At 68.6% G+C, this 17,733-nt stretch carries 17 protein-coding genes and 1 pseudogene; 7 read left to right on the forward strand and 11 right to left on the reverse strand.

Features of this window, described 5'->3' with window-relative positions; all coding sequences use genetic code 11:
* Positions 1 to 101, reverse strand: a pseudogene (locus ACFVIV_RS38685) (1,4-dihydroxy-2-naphthoyl-CoA synthase); the annotation flags it as partial.
* A 308-nt stretch (positions 102 to 409) separates the two neighbouring features.
* Here ACFVIV_RS38685 and ACFVIV_RS38690 point away from each other — a divergent pair.
* Positions 410 to 856, forward strand: coding sequence for a DUF6918 family protein (locus ACFVIV_RS38690; protein WP_379205230.1), 447 nt, complete (start codon positions 410 to 412; stop codon positions 854 to 856).
* Between the two features lie 69 nt (positions 857 to 925).
* On the opposite strand, the gene ACFVIV_RS38695 is transcribed toward ACFVIV_RS38690, so the two are convergent.
* Positions 926 to 1,753: a siderophore-interacting protein gene (locus ACFVIV_RS38695; RefSeq protein ID WP_379205232.1), complete on the reverse strand. Its 828-nt coding sequence runs from the start codon at positions 1,751 to 1,753 to the stop codon at positions 926 to 928.
* 89 nt (positions 1,754 to 1,842) lie between these two features.
* On the opposite strand from ACFVIV_RS38695, the gene menD reads away from it, so the two are divergent.
* Positions 1,843 to 3,474: a 2-succinyl-5-enolpyruvyl-6-hydroxy-3-cyclohexene-1-carboxylic-acid synthase gene (gene menD, locus ACFVIV_RS38700; protein ID WP_379205233.1), complete on the forward strand. Its 1,632-nt coding sequence runs from the start codon at positions 1,843 to 1,845 to the stop codon at positions 3,472 to 3,474.
* Between the two features lie 198 nt (positions 3,475 to 3,672).
* Here the strand turns inward: menD and ACFVIV_RS38705 are convergent, their stop codons facing one another.
* Entirely contained in the window at positions 3,673 to 3,900 is a 228-nt protein-coding gene (locus tag ACFVIV_RS38705) for a hypothetical protein (protein ID WP_379205235.1), read from the reverse strand.
* Between the two features lie 95 nt (positions 3,901 to 3,995).
* Positions 3,996 to 4,229, reverse strand: a complete 234-nt coding sequence (locus ACFVIV_RS38710; protein ID WP_379205237.1) for a hypothetical protein — start codon at positions 4,227 to 4,229, stop codon at positions 3,996 to 3,998.
* 165 nt (positions 4,230 to 4,394) lie between these two features.
* Between ACFVIV_RS38710 and ACFVIV_RS38715 the strand changes: the two genes are divergently transcribed.
* Positions 4,395 to 4,979, forward strand: coding sequence for a TIGR03086 family metal-binding protein (locus ACFVIV_RS38715; RefSeq protein ID WP_379205239.1), 585 nt, complete (start codon positions 4,395 to 4,397; stop codon positions 4,977 to 4,979).
* A gap of 27 nt (positions 4,980 to 5,006) precedes the next feature.
* Here ACFVIV_RS38715 and ACFVIV_RS38720 read toward each other — a convergent pair whose 3' ends face one another.
* A complete protein-coding gene (locus tag ACFVIV_RS38720) occupies positions 5,007 to 5,621 on the reverse strand; it encodes a TetR/AcrR family transcriptional regulator (protein ID WP_379205241.1) in 615 nt (204 codons plus the stop codon).
* A gap of 83 nt (positions 5,622 to 5,704) precedes the next feature.
* Here ACFVIV_RS38720 and ACFVIV_RS38725 point away from each other — a divergent pair, with 83 nt between their 5' ends.
* Positions 5,705 to 6,739 carry an aldo/keto reductase gene (locus tag ACFVIV_RS38725; RefSeq protein WP_379205242.1) on the forward strand — a complete coding sequence of 345 codons (1,035 nt, stop codon included), beginning with the start codon at positions 5,705 to 5,707 and terminating at the stop codon, positions 6,737 to 6,739.
* Between the two features lie 32 nt (positions 6,740 to 6,771).
* Here the strand turns inward: ACFVIV_RS38725 and ACFVIV_RS38730 are convergent, their stop codons facing one another.
* From ACFVIV_RS38730 to ACFVIV_RS38740, 3 genes are all read right to left on the reverse strand, one after another.
* Positions 6,772 to 11,250 (reverse strand): molybdopterin-dependent oxidoreductase, encoded by a 4,479-nt coding sequence (locus ACFVIV_RS38730; protein WP_379205244.1) that lies wholly within the window; start codon positions 11,248 to 11,250, stop codon positions 6,772 to 6,774.
* 191 nt (positions 11,251 to 11,441) lie between these two features.
* Positions 11,442 to 12,155, reverse strand: coding sequence for a demethylmenaquinone methyltransferase (locus tag ACFVIV_RS38735; RefSeq protein WP_379205246.1), 714 nt, complete (start codon positions 12,153 to 12,155; stop codon positions 11,442 to 11,444).
* 9 nt (positions 12,156 to 12,164) lie between these two features.
* A complete protein-coding gene (locus tag ACFVIV_RS38740) occupies positions 12,165 to 12,674 on the reverse strand; it encodes a DUF3592 domain-containing protein (protein ID WP_379205248.1) in 510 nt (169 codons plus the stop codon).
* A 39-nt stretch (positions 12,675 to 12,713) separates the two neighbouring features.
* On the opposite strand from ACFVIV_RS38740, the gene ACFVIV_RS38745 reads away from it, so the two are divergent.
* Positions 12,714 to 13,217: a DUF2505 domain-containing protein gene (locus ACFVIV_RS38745; protein WP_379205250.1), complete on the forward strand. Its 504-nt coding sequence runs from the start codon at positions 12,714 to 12,716 to the stop codon at positions 13,215 to 13,217.
* A 100-nt stretch (positions 13,218 to 13,317) separates the two neighbouring features.
* Here ACFVIV_RS38745 and ACFVIV_RS38750 read toward each other — a convergent pair whose 3' ends face one another.
* From ACFVIV_RS38750 to ACFVIV_RS38760, 3 genes are read right to left on the reverse strand one after another with little or no spacing between them, the layout of a single operon-like run.
* Positions 13,318 to 13,749: a VOC family protein gene (locus ACFVIV_RS38750; RefSeq protein ID WP_379205258.1), complete on the reverse strand. Its 432-nt coding sequence runs from the start codon at positions 13,747 to 13,749 to the stop codon at positions 13,318 to 13,320.
* A 54-nt stretch (positions 13,750 to 13,803) separates the two neighbouring features.
* Positions 13,804 to 14,223: a helix-turn-helix transcriptional regulator gene (locus ACFVIV_RS38755; protein WP_379205252.1), complete on the reverse strand. Its 420-nt coding sequence runs from the start codon at positions 14,221 to 14,223 to the stop codon at positions 13,804 to 13,806.
* The gene (locus ACFVIV_RS38760) at positions 14,220 to 15,494 is read right to left on the reverse strand and encodes a geranylgeranyl reductase family protein (protein WP_379205254.1); all 1,275 of its coding nucleotides are present in this window, start codon (positions 15,492 to 15,494) and stop codon (positions 14,220 to 14,222) included. Before ACFVIV_RS38760 ends, ACFVIV_RS38755 begins: the two co-directional genes overlap by 4 nt.
* A 174-nt stretch (positions 15,495 to 15,668) precedes the next feature.
* On the opposite strand from ACFVIV_RS38760, the gene ACFVIV_RS38765 reads away from it, so the two are divergent.
* On the forward strand, positions 15,669 to 16,691 hold the full coding sequence (locus ACFVIV_RS38765) for a polyprenyl synthetase family protein (protein ID WP_379205255.1): 1,023 nt from the start codon (positions 15,669 to 15,671) through the stop codon (positions 16,689 to 16,691).
* 74 nt (positions 16,692 to 16,765) lie between these two features.
* Positions 16,766 to 17,644, forward strand: coding sequence for a zinc metalloprotease HtpX (gene htpX / locus ACFVIV_RS38770; RefSeq protein WP_379205257.1), 879 nt, complete (start codon positions 16,766 to 16,768; stop codon positions 17,642 to 17,644).
* The last annotated feature ends 89 nt before the right edge of the window (positions 17,645 to 17,733 follow it).

Raw genomic sequence — 17,733 nt, forward strand, 5'->3', positions numbered from 1 at the left:
GCGATGCGGACGGTGCCCTGGGTGAGGTGGCGGTGGTAGGTGATATCGGTCAGGTCTTCGAAGCCGGGCACGGCTTTCCACAAATCCGGATTGAAGGTCACGAGTCCGAACATAATGGTAGGGGCCGTGTGCGGGGGACCCGCCACCGTGGATCGCCCGGTGATTTCGCGCTCCACCCGCAACCGGAATGTGTTGCCGTGCGATCGCAGGAACGTTGCCGGGGCGGGGCATCGGAGCAAAGGGTTACCCGGCGGTCGCGAATCTGAAACGCTGCCAATCGATTGCGGAGGCCTTACAGTGCTGTTTGCTGCTAGTCAGCAACTGCGCATCGGCATCGTGTGTGCGGGGACCACGATGCGTATAGTTGCGTGCGCTCGTTCATCGAAAAACGATCCGGAGGAACCTGAAAGTGGTTGCAGCACTGTCTGAATCCCTGCTCGACGACGCCAAGCGTCCGGCCTTCCTGGCCGACGCCCAGGAGGTTCTGGATGCGGAGGTGTCGGACAAGGGCGGCGCGTCGGGGCTCGCCGTGAAGGGCGGATACGCCGCGGTCAAGAAGGTCAGCCCGACCATTGTCGGCGATGCGCTGGCGTCCTTCATGCCGAAGTTCGTCGCGCAGCTCGAGCCGTTCTGGGCCGAGTACGCCGCTTCCGGCGCTGGCTCGTTCGCCGATCTGCTGGTCGCCAAGCAGGACGAGGTCGCCGAGGCGCTGCTCTCGGTCACCGACGAGCGCGCCGCCGCCTCGTCGCGTCCCGCGCTGACCAAGGTCTACAACTCCATGCGCTCCTCGGCCAAGAAGCATGTCGCCGAGGCCCTTCCGCGCGTCGGCGCCCTGGTGCAGAAGCACGCCGGCTAATTTCCGCCAACGGTTCGCGGCCCGCCTCCCCAGGGGAGGCGGGCCGCGAATTCGTTGCTTGCTCCGGAGTTATCCCGCAGCGCGGCCCACGCGCCAGTAGCCCGTGAACGTGATGTCCCCCTTGGGGATTCCCCGGTCCTGCGTGAGGTGCCGCCGCACGCCCGAGGCCAGCTGCTGCTCGCCCGACACCCAGGCGTAGACGCCCTGGGCCGGCAGCTCCGCCCGGCGCACCGCATCGGCGGCGATGGCGCCGACCGGTCCGTGCGGATCCGTGCGCACCAGCCAATTCACCGTGACCCCTTCGGGTTCGTCCAGTTTCTGGGCGTCGTCGGCATGCGAGATCTCGATGAAGGCCGCGCCCTTCAGGCCGCGCGGGGCCGAGCGCAGGATTCCGGCAATGGCCGGCAGTGCGCTCTCATCGCCCACCAGCAGAGCGAAATCGGTGTGCTCGGGCGCCTGGTAGGTAATGCCCTCGTCGAGCAGGCCCGCCTTGTCGCCGGGAGTGGCATTGCTCGCCCAGGTGCCGGCCGGGCTGTCGCCCTCGTGCACGAAGAAGTCGATATCGAGCTCCGCGGTGCTGCCGAACTCCCCGAAACCGGCAGCACGGTAGTCGCGCACGGTGTAGTTGCGCGCCACGGGACGGTGGTCCTTGCCCATCATCAGGTACTGGGCGTACCAGCCCAGGCTGCTGGTGGAGGTGGGCAGGCGCAGTTCGCCGTCGCGGCCCGGCAGGAAGAGCCGGAACCACTGGTCGAAGCCCATGGCGGTGAAGCCCGCGAGCCCGTCGCCACCGAGGGTGACGCGCACGAAGTTGGGGCTGAGCTTCTTGCTCGCCAGCACTTCGACGCCGAGGACTTCCCGATGCTCGGGCTTGACATATTTGGTGCGCTTCGCCATGGGCTTAGGTTAGCAAACCCTAACTATACAAGAACAGGTGTGAGCGGGGCGACGCAGCGCAAAATCCCACTGTCTGAGAGGCTGGGGGTGTGAATCCTTCGACAGCACAGGCGCACGTCGTCGTCGACGAACTCGCGCGCGGTGGAGTGCGAGATGTGGTCCTGTGCCCCGGTTCGCGAAATGCGCCGCTGGCCTTCGCATTACAGGCCGCCGATGCCGCCGGGCGGATTCGCCTGCACATGCGCATCGACGAGCGCACCGCGGGATTCCTCGCCATCGGGTTGGCCGCCAGTAGCCGCCGCCCGGTGCCCGTCGTCATGACCTCCGGCACCGCCGTGGCCAATCTCGGCCCGGCCGTGCTCGAAGCCAACTACGCGCGCCTGCCGCTCATCGTGCTCAGCGCCAACCGGCCCTACGAGATGCTCGGCACCGGCGCCAATCAGACGGTGGAGCAGTTCGGTCTGTTCGGCACCCAGACCCGCGCCACCATCAGCCTGGGCCTGGCCGAACAGGAGGGCGACCGCCTCTACGGCCAGCAGAACAGCGTGTGGCGTTCGGCGGTGTGCCGGGTGCTGGCCGCCGCCCGCGGCACCCGCTCCGGCAATGCCGGACCCGTGCACTTCGATATTCCGCTGCGCGAACCGCTCACCCCGGACGCCCTCGCCGGCGATCTGCTGCCGCCGGGGCGCTGTGACGACCGCCCGTGGACGGCAACGCAATACGCCACCCTGGACGTCCCCCTCGATATCGACCTGACCCCCGACACCGTGGTCATCTCCGGCCACGGCGCGGGGCACCGCCCGGAGCTCGCGGCCCTGCCCACCGTGGCCGAGCCCACCGCGCCCATGCACGGCCCGGCCCTGCATCCCCTCGCGCTGCCGCTGCTGCGACCCAAGCAGGCCATCATCACCGGCCGCCCCACCCTGCACCGGCAGGTGGCCAAGGTGCTCGCCGATCCCGAGGTCACCGTGTACGCGCTGACCACCGGCCCGCGCTGGCCCGATGTGTCCGGCAATGTGGTGGGCACCGGCACTCGCGCGGTCACCACCGGCGCGCCGCGCCCGGAATGGCTGGAACTGGCCCGGGACTTGAACGAGAAGGCCATGAGCGTGGTGCGCGCCGAACTGGCCGGGCATCCCAAGCCCACCGGGCTGCACGTGGCGGCCGTGGTCATGGACGCGCTGCACGACGGCGATCAGCTGCTGCTGGGCGCCTCGAACCCGGTCCGCGACGCCGCGCTCGTCTCGCATCCGCGGCCCGGTATCCGGGTGCTGTCCAATCGCGGCGTGGCCGGCATCGACGGCACGGTCTCGGCGGCGGTCGGTGCGGCGCTGACGCATTCGGGCCGCACGGTCGCGCTCATGGGCGACCTGACCTTCCTGCACGATGCGTCCGGACTGCTCATCGGCCCGGGCGAACCGCGGCCGGAGGACCTCACCATCGTGGTCGCCAATGACGACGGCGGCGGCATCTTCGAACTCCTGGAACAGGGCGACCCGCAGTACGCGGGCGTCTTCGAGCGCGTCTTCGGCACCCCGCACGGTATGGACCTGGCCGCCCTGTGCGCCGCCTACCGGGTGCCGCACCGCCAGGTCGACCCCGCCGAGCTGGCGGCCGAACTCACCGAGAACGCGCACGGCATCCGGGTACTCGAGGTCGCGACCGAACGCTCCAGCCTGCGGGAACTGCACGCGACCGTGCGTGCAGGCATCTGCGGCTGACCTCCGACCCCGCGTCGGAGGGGCGAGGGCGAAGCCCCTGCGTCGGAGGGGCGAGGGCTAGGCCCCCTGCGTCGGAGGGGCGAGGGCTAGGCCCCCTGCGTTGGGGGGCGAGGGCTAGGCCCCTGCGTCGGGGGGGCGAGGGCGAAGCCCCTGAGCGGTTGGGGGTTCGGGGGCGAAGCCCCTGAGAGTTAGAGAGTTTCAATATCCGCTGTCGGCGGCCTCGTCGTAGTCGTCGTCCAGGGGAACCGGAATCGACTGCTCGACCAGGTCGCCCTCGTCGGCCGTCCAGCCATTGTCACCGGGCGGCACCTCGGTGATCTCACCGTCCGCCGTCACGGAGTCGTCCACGCCGTCATCGGGATAGGCCGGAATGTTCTGCTCGACATAGTCGGCTTCGGGTACCGCGTCGATGGCCGGATCATTCATCGGAAGCTCCTCTCCGCCGGGTCGGCATGCATGCGCTGGAGTGGGGGCACTGTCGAGCATGCGCCGTGATCGCCGAGGCCGCAACCGCGCCGCGATCACTCGCCGGGCAGCGGCCCCTGATCGGCCGGATGCTCCACCAGCGCCAGGACCCGCCCGGCCATGAAACGCGCGGTGCGCACGGCGGTTCCGGTCCTGGTCACCTCGCTGACCTCCACCACGCCGCGCGCGATGCGCACATCCACGCGCCGGCCCGCCCTGGTGGCGGTTACGTCATAGTTGCGGGAGCCGTCGCCCATATCGACCACGATCTCCACTCGATCACCCTTCATCTTCCAATTCTCCTCGTTACCAGCGGCTTTCGCTGCTAACGAGTCGGTGTCGACCGGTCGGTGCAATTACATCCGCGAGTGTGCGATGAATTCCGGCGGATCGGGTAGTCCCTAGGGGTGAGCAGGCCGCTGTCCTGGCGACCTCTGCTGCCTTCGGGAGGACCGATGAACCAACAGGCTTTCGACCTGGAATCCGCCGCGACCGCCATGGAAGGCGTCATTGCCGGCATCACCGATACGCAACTCGACGACCCCACCCCGTGCGCCGACACCTCCGTGCGCGATCTCCTCCTTCATGTCATCGGCCTCACCGAAGCCTTCCGGTCTGCGGCCACCAAGGAAATGGTCGGGCGCTCCCAGCCGCCCGGCACGTTCACCCCGGAGTTCGGCGATTGGCGCAATCGCATTCCGGCCCAGCTGAAATCGCTGGTCGAAGCCTGGCGCGCACCCGATGCCTGGACCGGCGACACCGAGGCCGGCGGCGTGCTGCTGCCCGCACCCGAGATGGCCACCGTCGCCCTGAACGAATTGGTCGTGCACGCCTGGGATCTGGCGCGCGCCACCTCCCAGCCCTATCTGCCCGACAGCGACGATCTGGCCATACTGCTCGAGATGTTGCGGGGCACGCCCGTCGAAGGCACGCCCGGACTCTTCGGCCCGGTCGTCCCGGTGCCCGACAATGCGCCCACGCTCGACAAGGTCCTCGGCCTCACCGGCCGCGATCCGGCCTGGAGCGCCAATCACGTCTGAAAAGCCGTAGTCGCGGGTGAAAAAGCCTCAGCCGCGGGTGAACACGCCCGCCCGCGCCGCTTCGGCCGCGGCCGTGGCGGCGGCGTCGACCGCCGCCGCGTCGATGGGGTCGCCGCTGGCCAGCAGCCGGTAGTAGAGGGGAGCCGAGACCGCCGACAGGACCGCCCGCGCATCGGTGCCGGGCGGGACCTCGCCCCGCGCGATGGCGGCCTCGATCACCGGCGACCATTCGGTGAGGCGGATGTCGTAGAAGCGGTGCAGGGCGGCGGCGGTGCCGTCGTCGGTGGTGGCGGCGGCGATGACGGCGCGGAAGAGGCGGCCCTGGCGGGGGTCGGTGAGCGTCTTGGCGACCAGTTCGGCATTGGCTCGCAGATCACCCAGCAGTGATCCGGTATCGCTGTGCGGCAGTGAGGTTTCCGCCATCTCCACCAGGAGATCGGCGACCAGTCCGGCGGGGGTGCGCCAGCGGCGGTAGACGGTGGTCTTGCCGACCTCGGCGCGGGCGGCCACCTCGGCCAGATCCAGGGTGGCGAAACCGCGTTCGGCGAGCAGATCGCCCGCCACGCGCAGTACCGCCTCGCGGACGCGTGCGGTGCGCCCACCTGGGCGAATCGAGCCGGGTTGTGCGGTGTCCTGCTCCATAACGGGCCTCCAGTTCCATTTGTCGCATCGGCAGTGTATCGTCTGTCGTGTTAACGAAACTGTAGTCCCGTTAGGAGTCAATAATGGAGTACCGTCGACTCGGCGCATCCGGCCTGATGGTTCCCGCCCTGAGCTTCGGCGCCGGCACCTTCGGTGGGCGTGGCGAACTGTTCAGCGCCTGGGGCGACACCGACGCCCAGCAGGCCCGGCGCATGGTGGACATCAGCCTGGACGCGGGCGTCACCATGTTCGACACCGCCGATGTCTACTCCGACGGCGCCTCGGAAGAGGTACTGGGCGAGGCGATTCGGGGCCGGCGCGATCAGCTGCTCATCTCCACCAAGGCGGCGCTGCCGACCGGTCCCGGTCCGAATGACGCCGGTTCCGGGCGCGCCCGGCTGGTCACCGCCGTCGAGGCGTCGCTGCGCCGGCTCGGCACCGAGCACATCGACCTGTTCCAGCTGCACGCCTTCGACGCGGGCACACCGGTCGAGGAAACCCTTGCGGCACTGGACGATCTGGTGCGGGCGGGCAAGATCCGCTACATCGGAGCCTCCAACTTCGCGGGCTGGCAGCTCATGAAATCGCTGGCGGCGGCGGACCGGCACAACTTCCCGCGCTATGTCGCGCACCAGGTCTACTACTCGCTGGTGGGCCGCGACTACGAATGGGAACTCATGCCGCTCGGCCTCGACCAGGGTGTCGGCGCGGTGGTGTGGAGTCCGCTCGGCTGGGGCCGGCTCACCGGCAAGATCCGGCGCGGGCAGCCGCTGCCCGGAGGCAGCCGGCTGCACAAGACGGCCGAGGCCGGGCCGCCGGTGGACGACGACCTGCTCTACGACGTGGTGGACGTACTCGACGAGATCGCCGCCGAGACCGGGCGCACGGTGCCGCAGATCGCCTTGAACTGGCTGCTCGAGCGGCCGACGGTGGCGACGGTGATCATCGGCGCCCGCAATGAGGACCAGCTGCGCCAGAATCTCGGGGCCATCGGCTGGAATCTCTCCGCCGAGCAGATCGCCCGGCTGGACAAGGCGAGCGCGGTCACGCCGCCCTACCCCTACTACCCGTACTACCGGCTACCGGATTTCACCCGGCTCAACCCGCCGGTCGTGTAATCGGCGAGCGCGCATGGCCTTCGACGAGCAGTTCAGTAAACGTCGCGTACGTACCGCTTTTCGGCGACCAGCTGCTTCTTGAAGGCCAGCGCACCGTCCTCGCTCAACTTGCCGTGAATCCGGGCGATCTTCAGCAGCGTGTCGTCCACATCCTTGGCCATGCGGGCGGCATCGCCGCACACGTAGAAGTGCCCGCCCTCCCGCAACCAGGCCCACAGTTCCGCGCCGTGCTCGATCATGCGGTGCTGCACGTAGACCCGCTCGCGCTGATCGCGCGAGAACGCCAGATCCAGCCGGGTCAGGAACCCGGAGCGGAACATGTCCTCCAGCTCGGCCCGGTAGTAGAAATTGTCCTTGGCATGCTGATCGCCGAAGAACAGCCAGTTCCGCCCCTTGCAGCCCAGTGCCCGCCGCTCGTGCAGGAACCCGCGGAACGGCGCGATCCCCGTCCCCGGTCCCACCATGATCATCGGCGCGTTCGGATCCAGCGGCGGCCGGAAATGCGGCGCCCGCTGCAGGTAGATCGGCACATCCGCCACCGCCCGATCCGCCAGGAATGTCGAGCACACGCCCCCGCGCCGCGCCGCCGACCCGATTCCCGCCGGATCCCCGTACCGCACCACGCTCACCGTCAATTGCACCTCGTGCGGGCTCACCAGCGGACTCGACGAAATCGAATACTGCCGCGGCTGCAGCTTTTTCAGCGTCCCCAGCCATTCGACGAGATCCGCCCGCACCGGGAAGTCCCGCAGCACATCCACGGCCTGCCGATCCCACAAATACCCGTCCAGCTCATTGCGGTTGTCCCGCCGCAGCAATTTCGCCAGCCGCGGACTCCCGTTCCGCTCACCCACGAACGCCAGCAGATCCCCGCTCACCTTGGTGATGTCGTACCGCGTCCGCAACGCTTCACCCAGCGTCAACTCCGCATCATCCACATCGATAATGCGCCCCCCATCCAGCCCGGTGACCTCCAACCACTCCGCCACCAACGCTTCACAATTCGCCGGCCGAATCCCCAGCGAATCCCCCACCTCATAACTCACTTCGAGATCCGGCAACGCGAACCCGAACTGCCGCACCTCTTTCCCGCACCCCGGCCGCGACAGTAGATCATTCGTCACCAGCTTCGCCGGCAATGGCGAGTTCCGCGTGAACATCGCCGGAGCCAGCGTCGAAACTCCAGCCCGCTCACCCGTGTTCCGCGACATCCCACCCCGCACCGGAGACGTCCCGGCGCCCGCCCGGCCGCCACCGCCAATCCCCGCGGGCGCGCTCATACCCGCAGCCGTACCGGTGCCGGACGCCCCACCCGTGCCCATCGTGAGCGGCGCGCCATAACCCGTGCCCGCACCAGTTCTCGGGCCTGTGCCGGACTCGGAGCCGAGGTCGCGAGCGAAGGGCGCTGCGCCGCTCTGTGCGCCGCCTGGCATCCCGGGGTGGCCGGGACGAGGCGACGGGTAGCGCGATGACGAATCGGGGTTCGTTCCAGCGATTTCGGGGGATGCGGTCAGTGCCGCCAGCACGTCGTCGAGCCATTGCTCGGAGAGCGATTCATGATCGGGTTCGCTGTCGACCCGGGGGAGCAGCCGTGTCGCTCCTCGCTTGGTGAGCAGTTCATCGAGTTTGCGGCCGTGGCCGCAGAAGTCGTCGTAGGAGGAGTCGCCGAGGGCGAAGACGGCGTAGCGCAGACCGGGGAAGCGGATCGCGCTGTCGCTGAGGCGTTCCCAGAAGTCCGCGCCGTTGTCGGGCGGACCGCCGTCGCCGAAGGTGCTGCTGATGGCCAGCACATCGCCGGTGAGGTCGGTCAGTTCGGCGGAGTCCATATCCAGCAGGCGCGGCGCGAACTCGTGGTCCGCGAGCCGGGTCGCGACGGCAGCCGCCAACTCCTCTGCCGTGCCGGTCTGAGAAGCCCAGAGAACAGTCACTGTTCGAGTAGTGGCAGGGCCACCCACGGCGCCTGCCGGAGCGCCCGCGTCGCTTTCGCCGCGGCCGGGCTGGATGCCGTCCGAGCCGGCCGTCGGTCCCGCCTGCTGTCCGCGGGAGTACATGCCCGCGAGCAGACCGTCGATCCACACCCTGCTGCCGCGTGAGAGCGGCGCAGCCTCGGGCAGCACCGGCACACCGGTCACCGGCAGTGTCTGCAAGGCGGCGAGATAGCCACCGAGATAGATGCTTTCGGTTTCGCTGAGCATCGGCGCGGTCGCACTATCGAGGCCGAGCATGACCGCGAGCGGATGCGGCCCCGTCTGCCTCACGTCGGTTACGCCGCCGCCCGTCTCCGTATCGGAAGTCGAATCCGCCTCGGGGAGTTCCGAATCGGCGGGGGAGACGACGGCTACCTTGCGCAGGCGCACGGCGCAGGCTTTGAACTCGGGCTGGAGGGAGGCGGGGTCGACGGCGTCGTTGGTGACGGCGTTGATGGTCAGGTATTCGCCTTGTTCGTCGTTCCAGTGGAAGGGGGCGAAGCAGGTGCCGGGGAGGACGCGGTCGCTGATGAGGGCGGGGAGGACGGCTCGGCCGCGGCGGGAGGCGATTTCGAGGTGGTCGCCGGCACGGAGGTCGAGTTTCGCGGCGTCGGCGGGGTGGATTTCCAGGAAGGGCTTGGCATTGAGCTTGTTCAGCTTGTCCACCTTCCCGGTCTTGGTCATGGTGTGCCACTGGTGTTGCAGGCGGCCGGTATTGAGGACGAAGGGGTGGTCGTCGTCGGGCATCTCGGCGGGGAGCAGGTGCGGGCGGGGCCAGAAGACGGCGCGGCGGGTGGGGGTGGCGAAGGCCAGGCGGGGGGTGTGGCCGGTGTCGTCGGTGTGGGGGTGCTGGCTGATGCCGTCGTTGCGGTAGCGAATCGGGTTGCGGCGCTGGGCCGGATCGGGGCACGGCCACTGCATGGGGCCCGCGCGGAGCGCGTCGTAGGTGATGCCGCGCAGGTCGTAGCCGGTGGCCGGGTTGGCGAAGCCGCGGATCTCGTCGAAGATCTGCTGGCTCGAGGTGTAGTCGAAACCGGTGAAGCCCATGGCCGTCGCGATCTGGGCGATGAGCAGCCAGTCGGGGCGCGCGTCGCCGATCGGGGGCACCGATTGCGGGAGCAGGGTCAGGGTGCGTTCCGAATTCACCATCACCGCATCGGCTTCGGCCCACAGCGTGGCGGGCAGCAGCAGGTCGGCGTAGGCATTGGTGGCGGTGTCGGTGTAGACGTCCTGGGCGATGACCAGTTCGGCGGACTCCAGCCCGGCGATCACGGTCTTGCGATTGGCCACCGAGGCAACGGGATTGGAGCAGATGATCCAGCAGGCCTTGATGCCGCCGTCGGCGAGCCCGCGGAACATCTCGATGGTGCCGGGCCCGGCTTCGGAGCGAATCGTGCCGGGCTCCAGCCCCCACGCCGTCTCCACGAAGGCCCGATCCGTCTCGGATAATACGGTGCGCTGGCCGGGCAATCCCGGTCCCATATAACCCATCTCGCGTCCGCCCATGGCATTGGGCTGCCCCGTGAGCGAGAGCGGCCCGCTGCCGGTGCGGCAGATGGCCCCGGTCGCGAGATGCAGGTTGACAATGGCATTGGTGGCCCAGGTGCCGTGCGTGGACTGGTTGACGCCCATGGTCCACAGCGACATCCACTCACCCGCCTCGCCGATCCACTGGGCGGCGGTGCGGATATCGGCCTCGGCCAGCCCGGTGACCTGAGCGACCAGCTCGGGCGAGTAATCCGCCAGGAACTCCGGCATGGCGTCCCAGCCGTCGGTGTGCTCGGCGATGAATTCCTTGTCGATCGCGCCGTTTTCGACCAGCAGATGCAGCAGGCCGTTCAACAGCGCGAGATCGGTTCCCGGCTTCAGCTGCAGGAACAGGTCGGCGCGCGCCGCGGTATCGGTACGCCGCGGATCCACCACGATGAGCTTGGCGCCCGCCTTGAGCCGATCCGCCATGCGCAGGAACAGAATCGGATGGCAGTCGGCCATATTCGCGCCGATGACGAAGAACAGATCGGCGTGGTCGAGATCGTCATAGGAGCCGGGCGGGCCGTCGGCCCCCAGCGACTGCTTGTAGCCGGTGGCGGCACTGGCCATGCACAGCCGCGAATTGGCCTCGATGTGCACGGTCCGCAGATAACCCTTGGCCAGTTTGGTTGCCAGATACTGGGCTTCGATCGACATCTGCCCGGAGACGTACAGCGCGATGGCATCCGGACCGTGGGTGTCGAGGATCGCGCGCAACCGCTCGGCGGCCTCGGCGACGGCCTGATCGACCGGCATGGGCACGGGCGGCTGACCGCGTTCGGGCCGCCGGTACGCCGATTCCATCCGCCCCGGCGCCCGCATCAGCTCGGCATGCGTCGCGCCCTTGGTGCACAGCCGCCCGGCATTCACCGGATGCAGCTTGTCGCCGCTGACCTTGGCGATGACCGGCGTGCCCGTCGAATCCGCCGTGGTCCGCACCGTGATGCCGCAGCCCACCCCGCAGTACGAGCACTGCGTCCGGGTGCTCGTCGGGGGAGTGGTCGAATCCGGCATGACACCGATCTTCGCCATCCCCGATTGCGGGCGATTTACCGAAAGTTATCGCCAGATGACATTCCACCTCACAGCCGGATTTTCCGCGTGTGAGGGAGGAAACAGCGCTCGGAACTCCCAGGGGCTTCGCCCCGGAACCCCCATATGCAGGCACAATGCTGTGAATTGCCGCACAGCACGGTCCGATCCGGTCAGCCGAGTTTGTACCCGCGGTGCAGGGCGACGGCCCCGCCGGAGAGGTTGCGCCATTTCACCGACGACCAGCCGGCATCGGCGATGCGCAGCGCCAGCTGCGGCTGCGTCGGCCACGCCCGAATGGATTCGGCCAGATACACGTAGGCGTCCGGGTTCGAGGACACCGCCCGCGCCACCTTCGGCAGCGCCTTCATGAGGTATTCCATGTACACCGTCCGGAACGGCCCGAAGGTCGGCGTGGAGAACTCCGCGACCACCAGCCGCCCGCCCGGTTTGGTGACGCGCAGCATCTCGCGCAGCGCCAGGTCCGGATCGGCCACATTGCGCAGCCCGTAGTTGATGGTCACCGCGTCGAAGGATTCGTCGGCGAACGGCAGCGCCATGGCGTCCCCGGCCACCATCGGCACCTGCCGCCACTGGCCGGCGGCGAGCATGCCCTTGGAGAAGTCGGCGGCCACCACCCAGGCGCCCGACTTGCCGAACTCGACCGTCGAAACACCGGTCCCGGCAGCCAGATCCAGCACCCGCTCCCCGGGCCGCAGGCCCAGCGCCTTGCGGGTCGCCTTCCGCCAGTAGATGTCCTGCCCGCCCGAGATCACCGTATTGGTGATGTCGTACCGCCTAGCCACCCCGTCGAACATCGACGCAACCTCGTGCGGTTGCTTCTCCAGCGAAGCCCGAAAGGACTCCTGCTGCTCATTTTTCGCCACAATCGCACCCTAGCTGCCGACGCGGCTGCGCAACGAGCGTGTCTGGGCCGATTCGGCCACACGCCGCCGCGCCGCGCCGAACCACTGCGCCGGGGGCAGCCCGAGCAGCCACAACAGCGGCACCGCCAGCGCCCAGGCGACCACGATCACAGACAGCGCCGGGATGACCGCGACCCGGGCATCGCGCCCGGCCACGCGCACCAGATCCGGATCGCTGCGGTCGTATTCGACATTGATGCGTTCCCCGACGGTGAGCTCGGTCGGGTACAGCACACCGACGCGCGGATTGTGCGTCTCGCCATCCGGGGTCACATAGATGATCGCCGACCGGAGTCGTCCCGCCGACAGCACTTCCGCGCTGGTCGTCCCCATATTCGAGCTGATCAGATGGTCGTTGCGCCAGGCCGCCAGCACCAGCAGCAGCGCCAGCACGCTCACCGCCGACGCGGTGATCACGACGGCGATCCTGGCGCGCCGCAAACGCGTTTCGCGCTTGACAGACTGGCTAGTTTCCGACACTTCACCAGGCTATTCCATGACTGGACTACGGTTGCCGCCATGTCCCGTAAATTCAGCTTCACCGTGCAGTACAGCGTCCCGGTAGAAGAGCTTCACCGGGCACTGACCAACGACGAGATGTGGCAGGCGCGTTTCGCCGACGCGGCCACCGCGACCCTGGACCTCTCCCATCCGGAGGGGCCCGGCACCATCCGCATCCATATGACCGAAAAGGCCCCCGAAGACAAGATTCCCGGCCTGGTGAAGAAGGTGCTCAAGAGCGATCTCGTGCTCGAGCGCACCGACACCTGGGGCCCGCTCGAGGGTGAGGTCGCCAAGGGCGGCTTCAACGGGGCATCCAAGGGCATCACCACCGAGATGGAGGGCACCTTCGAATTGCGGCCCACCGCCGAGGGTTCCGAGATCGAGGCCGCCGGCACCGTGACCGTGAAGGTCCCGCTGGTCGGCGGCGCGATCGAGCCGCTGGTGGAGAACCTGCTCGAGCGCGTGATGAACAGCGAGCGCAAGTCCGTCGAGGCTTGGTTCGTCGCGCAGAAGGCCTGACAACAGCCCGGACCCGTGGGTGCGTTCCCCGCGCATCCACGGGTCGTGCTGCCCCTCTCCGAATCTCCCCGTTCGCGGCCTCGGGCCGCGAACGGGCGTATCACTGCATCGAGCTCGGATCGAACGCCCGCGGCTCGACCAGCACCAGCCAGTTCCCGGAATTGTCCCGGCACACGGCTTCCACGCCGTACGGCCGCTCCGACGGCGGTTGCACGAATTCCACGCCCTTGGCGGTGAGCTCCTCGAACGCCTTCTGACAGTCGGCGGTGCGCAGCCCCAGCCCGCCGTGCGTGCCATTGGCCAGCGAGCGGCGAATGGCCTCGGCCATGTGCTCGTCCAGCGGCGGTCCGGGCACCATGAGCGTCACTTCCAGCTCCGGATGATCCGGATGCGCCACGGTGACCCAGCGGAAACCGCTGTCGCCCATGGTCACATCGGTGGTCTCCACGAAGCCCAGCTTGTCGATGTACCACTGTTTGGCGGCGGTCTGGTCCTGCACGTACACGGTTACGAGGGAAACATTGCTGATGATGGTCATGCCATCAGGCTATTGACGGACCATCGCGCCGGGCTTCTCCGAAATTGCTCAGTCCGGAAGTTTCCGGTCGGACAGCCCGTGCATGAAGACGAAACAGCCGGGAATGTGCGGTACGCCCTCGGCGGCGAACTTGGCCTGATACTCCGACGGCGACATGCCGACCAGCTCGGTGAACTTGCGGCTGAACGAGCCGAGGCTGCTGTAGCCGACCAGCATGCACGCCTCGGTGACGGTGACATTGGTGGCGCGCAACAGATCCTGCGCCCGCTCGATGCGCCGCTCCGCCAGATAGACCGCCGGCGTCTTCCCATAGGTCGCGGCGAAACACCGCAGGAAGTGATACTTCGACACCCCCGCCGCCGCGGCCAGCGCGTCCAGGTCGAGGGGTTCGGCGTAGTTCCGATCGGCCAGATCCCGGGCCCGCCGCAAATGGGGCAGCAGGTCCTCGGGAACCGGCCGGGTGGTCATGCGAACGGTTCGAGCTTGTCGAATCGCATGGAGGCGCGCCCCGCGCCGCGCCACAGCTTGGCGGTCAGATCCACGTCCGCATCGGTCACCAGATTGCCCATGACGCGAACCGCCGTGCGCTGCAACAGCTTCGACCGCATGACCGGCGGCCCGCCCAGCGGCACCGTGCGCGGATGGGTGGCCAGCGCGGCCAGCCGCCGCGCCACCGAATAGGTGCGGCCGTAGCGGGCGCGCAGCATGTCCGGCCAGATCCGGCTCAGATCGGGTTCGTCCAGGATTCCGGCGAGCATGTGCCCGCCCTCCAGGCCGTAGTCGATGCCCTCGCCGTTCAGCGGGTTCACGCAGCCGGCGGCATCGCCCACCAGGGCCCAGTTGCGTCCGGCCACATTCGAGACCGCGCCGCCCATGGGCAGCAGCGCCGACGCCACCGCCCGCGCCTCGCCCTCGAAACCCCACTCCTCGCGGCGCAGCGAAATATAGTGCTGGATCAGCGGTTTCAACGCGATGTGCGAGGGCCGCCGCTCGGTGGCCAGCGAGCCGACGCCGATATTGACCTCGCCATTGCCCAGTGGGAACACCCAGCCGTAACCCGGGATCAATTCGCCGCCGGCGTCCCGCAATTCCAGATGCGAGGTGATCCACGGATCGTCGCTGCGCGCGGACTTGATGTAGGCCCGCGCCGCCGTCCCGTACGCGTACTGCCGATGCCAGGTGCGCCCCAACAGCTTTCCGACCGGCGAGCGCACGCCGTCGGCGACGATCAGCGTCTGGCACGACACGGCCCGCAGGCCCGCATCGGTCTTGATGCTCACCCCGGTGACGCGGTCGCCGTCGCGCGCCACCTCCACCACCTTGGCCCCGTCCACCATGCGCGCGCCCGACTCCACCGCGGTCTCGCGCAGCTTGTCGTCGAGTTCGGTTCGCGGAACGGCGCTTCCGTACGCCGGGAACGACCCGCCCGGCCAGGGCAGCAGCGCCTCCCGGCCGAAACCCGCCATCCGCAGTCCGCGATTGACGGTGTGGGCGCGCAGCCAGTCCCCGAGCCCCAGATGCTCGAGTTCGGCCGTGGCGCGCGGAGTGAGCCCGTCGCCACAGGTCTTGTCGCGCGGAAATACCGCCGCATCGGTGAGCAATACGTCACGTCCGGCGCGGGCGGCCCAGGCCGCCGCGGCCGACCCGGCCGGTCCCGCCCCGACCACCAGCACATCCGCGTGCGCGGGCAGCACATCCGACGTTGGCCCCTGCTCGGGCGCGGTATCCGGTGAACCCATGGCGTCAATACTTGCAGCACATCACGATCGACGCAGTATCGGATCGGCCACCACGGGGCCCGCGGCGCGGCGAGCGGTGTTCCTTTGATCGCACTACGGTGGTGTCCATAGGGGGATAAGTGTCCACACGATAGGTTCTTTGGCGTGGGGTCGGACGCGGCACTGGGAGATGAAATGAGCGCATCGGCTGTGAGCGATGAGAGCACCGTGGTGGCGGGGGTGGATCTGGGCGATCCCGAGCTCGCGGCGACCGTGCGCAAGGGTCTCGACGAGGTCGAGGACCTGCTGATCAAGGAGCTGTCCGACGGCGAGGAGTTCCTCCAGGAGGCGGCGCTGCATCTCGCCAAGGCCGGCGGCAAGCGCTTCCGCCCGCTGTTCACCATCCTCACCGGCCAGCTCGGCCCGGAGCCCACCAGCCCGGACCTGGTCACCGCCGGCACCGTGGTGGAGCTGGTGCACCTGGCCACCCTGTACCACGACGACGTCATGGACGAGGCCTCCATGCGCCGCGGCGCGCCCAGCGTGAACTCGCGCTGGGGCAACAGCGTCGCCATCCTGGCCGGCGACTACCTGTTCGCGCACGCCTCCCGCCTGGTCTCCACCCTCGGCCCGGACGCGGTGCGCATCATTGCCGAGACCTTCGCCGAACTGGTCACCGGCCAGATGCGCGAGACCATCGGCGCCAAGCAGTCCCAGGATCCGGTCGAGCACTACCTGCGTGTGGTGTGGGAGAAGACCGGTTCGCTGATCGCCGCCGCCGGCCGTTTCGGCGGCACCTTCTCCGGCGCGGGCCCCGAGCACGTGGAGCGGCTGGCCCGCCTCGGCGACGCCGTCGGCACCGCCTTCCAGATCTCCGACGACATCATCGACATCTCCTCGGTCTCCGAGCAGTCCGGCAAGACGCCCGGCACCGACCTGCGCGAGGGCGTGCACACCCTGCCCGTCCTCTACGCCCTGCGCGACGAGGGCGCCGAGGGCGACCGCCTGCGCAAGCTGCTGGCCCACCCGCTGGAATCCGACGACGAGGTCGCCGAGGCCCTCGAACTGCTGTCGCACTCCCGCGGCATGGTCCTGGCCAAGGAGAAACTCCAGGGCTACGCCGATATCGCACACGCCGAGCTCTCCGCTCTCCCGGCCGGTCCGGCCAACGAGGCCCTGGAGCGGCTGGTCCGCTACACCATCGAGCGGGTCGGTTAGCGGGGAACTCTCAACCGCGCCTCTATCGTTGACCTGGTGTAACGCAATCGGGAGGGGCGCGGAGAAGGAGACCGATGCACGGGCACGGGTATGCCAACGGACTGAAGACCTTCGGGCTATTGGTCGGAATGTCGGCGCTGATCGTGATAGCCGGAGCGCTGTTCCGCAATCCGACGATTCTGATCCTGTCGATAGTGCTCGCCGTGGGCATGAACGCCTACGCGTACTTCAACAGCGACAAACTGGCCTTGAAGGCCATGCACGCCCAGCCGGTGTCGGAGCTGGAGGCCCCGGTCATGTACCGCATCGTGCGCGAGCTGGCCACGGCCGCCCGCCAGCCCATGCCGCGGCTCTACATCAGCCCCACCAATGCCCCCAATGCCTTCGCCACCGGCCGCAACCCCCGCCACGCCGCCGTCTGCTGCACCACCGGCATCCTGCAGATCCTCGATGAGCGCGAGTTGCGCGCCGTGCTGGGCCACGAACTGTCCCACGTCTACAACCGCGACATCCTGATCTCCTCGGTCGCCGGCGCCCTCGCCGCGGTCATCTCCGGCCTGGCCAACCTCGCCTTCTTCGCCAGCGCCTTCGGCGGCCGCAATGGCGAAGGCCCGAATATCATTGGCGTCCTGCTGGTTTCGCTCCTCGGCCCGATAGCCGCCTCCCTCATCAAACTCGCCGTCTCCCGCTCCCGCGAATACCAGGCCGACGAAGACGGCGCCGCCCTCACCGGCGACCCCCTGGCCCTGGCCTCGGCCCTGCGCAAGCTCGAACGCGGCGTCCAAGCCGCCCCCCTGCCCCCCGAACCCCAGCTGACGGCCCAGTCCCACCTGATGATCGCCAACCCCTTCCGCGCCGGCGACAAGATGGCCCGCTGGTTCTCGACCCACCCGCCCATGTCCGACCGCATCGCCCGCCTGGAAGCGATGGCCGGCGGCCGCCGCGAGTACTGACCGCAACCGCGGCGCAAAGCAAAGAAGTGGCCCGGGGGCGTTGGCCCCGGCCCCGTATTTAGGTGTGGGGGGGGGGGGGCGGTGCCCCC

The organism is Nocardia sp. NPDC127526, from assembly GCF_042672265.1.
In the GTDB taxonomy this organism is placed as follows: domain Bacteria; phylum Actinomycetota; class Actinomycetes; order Mycobacteriales; family Mycobacteriaceae; genus Nocardia.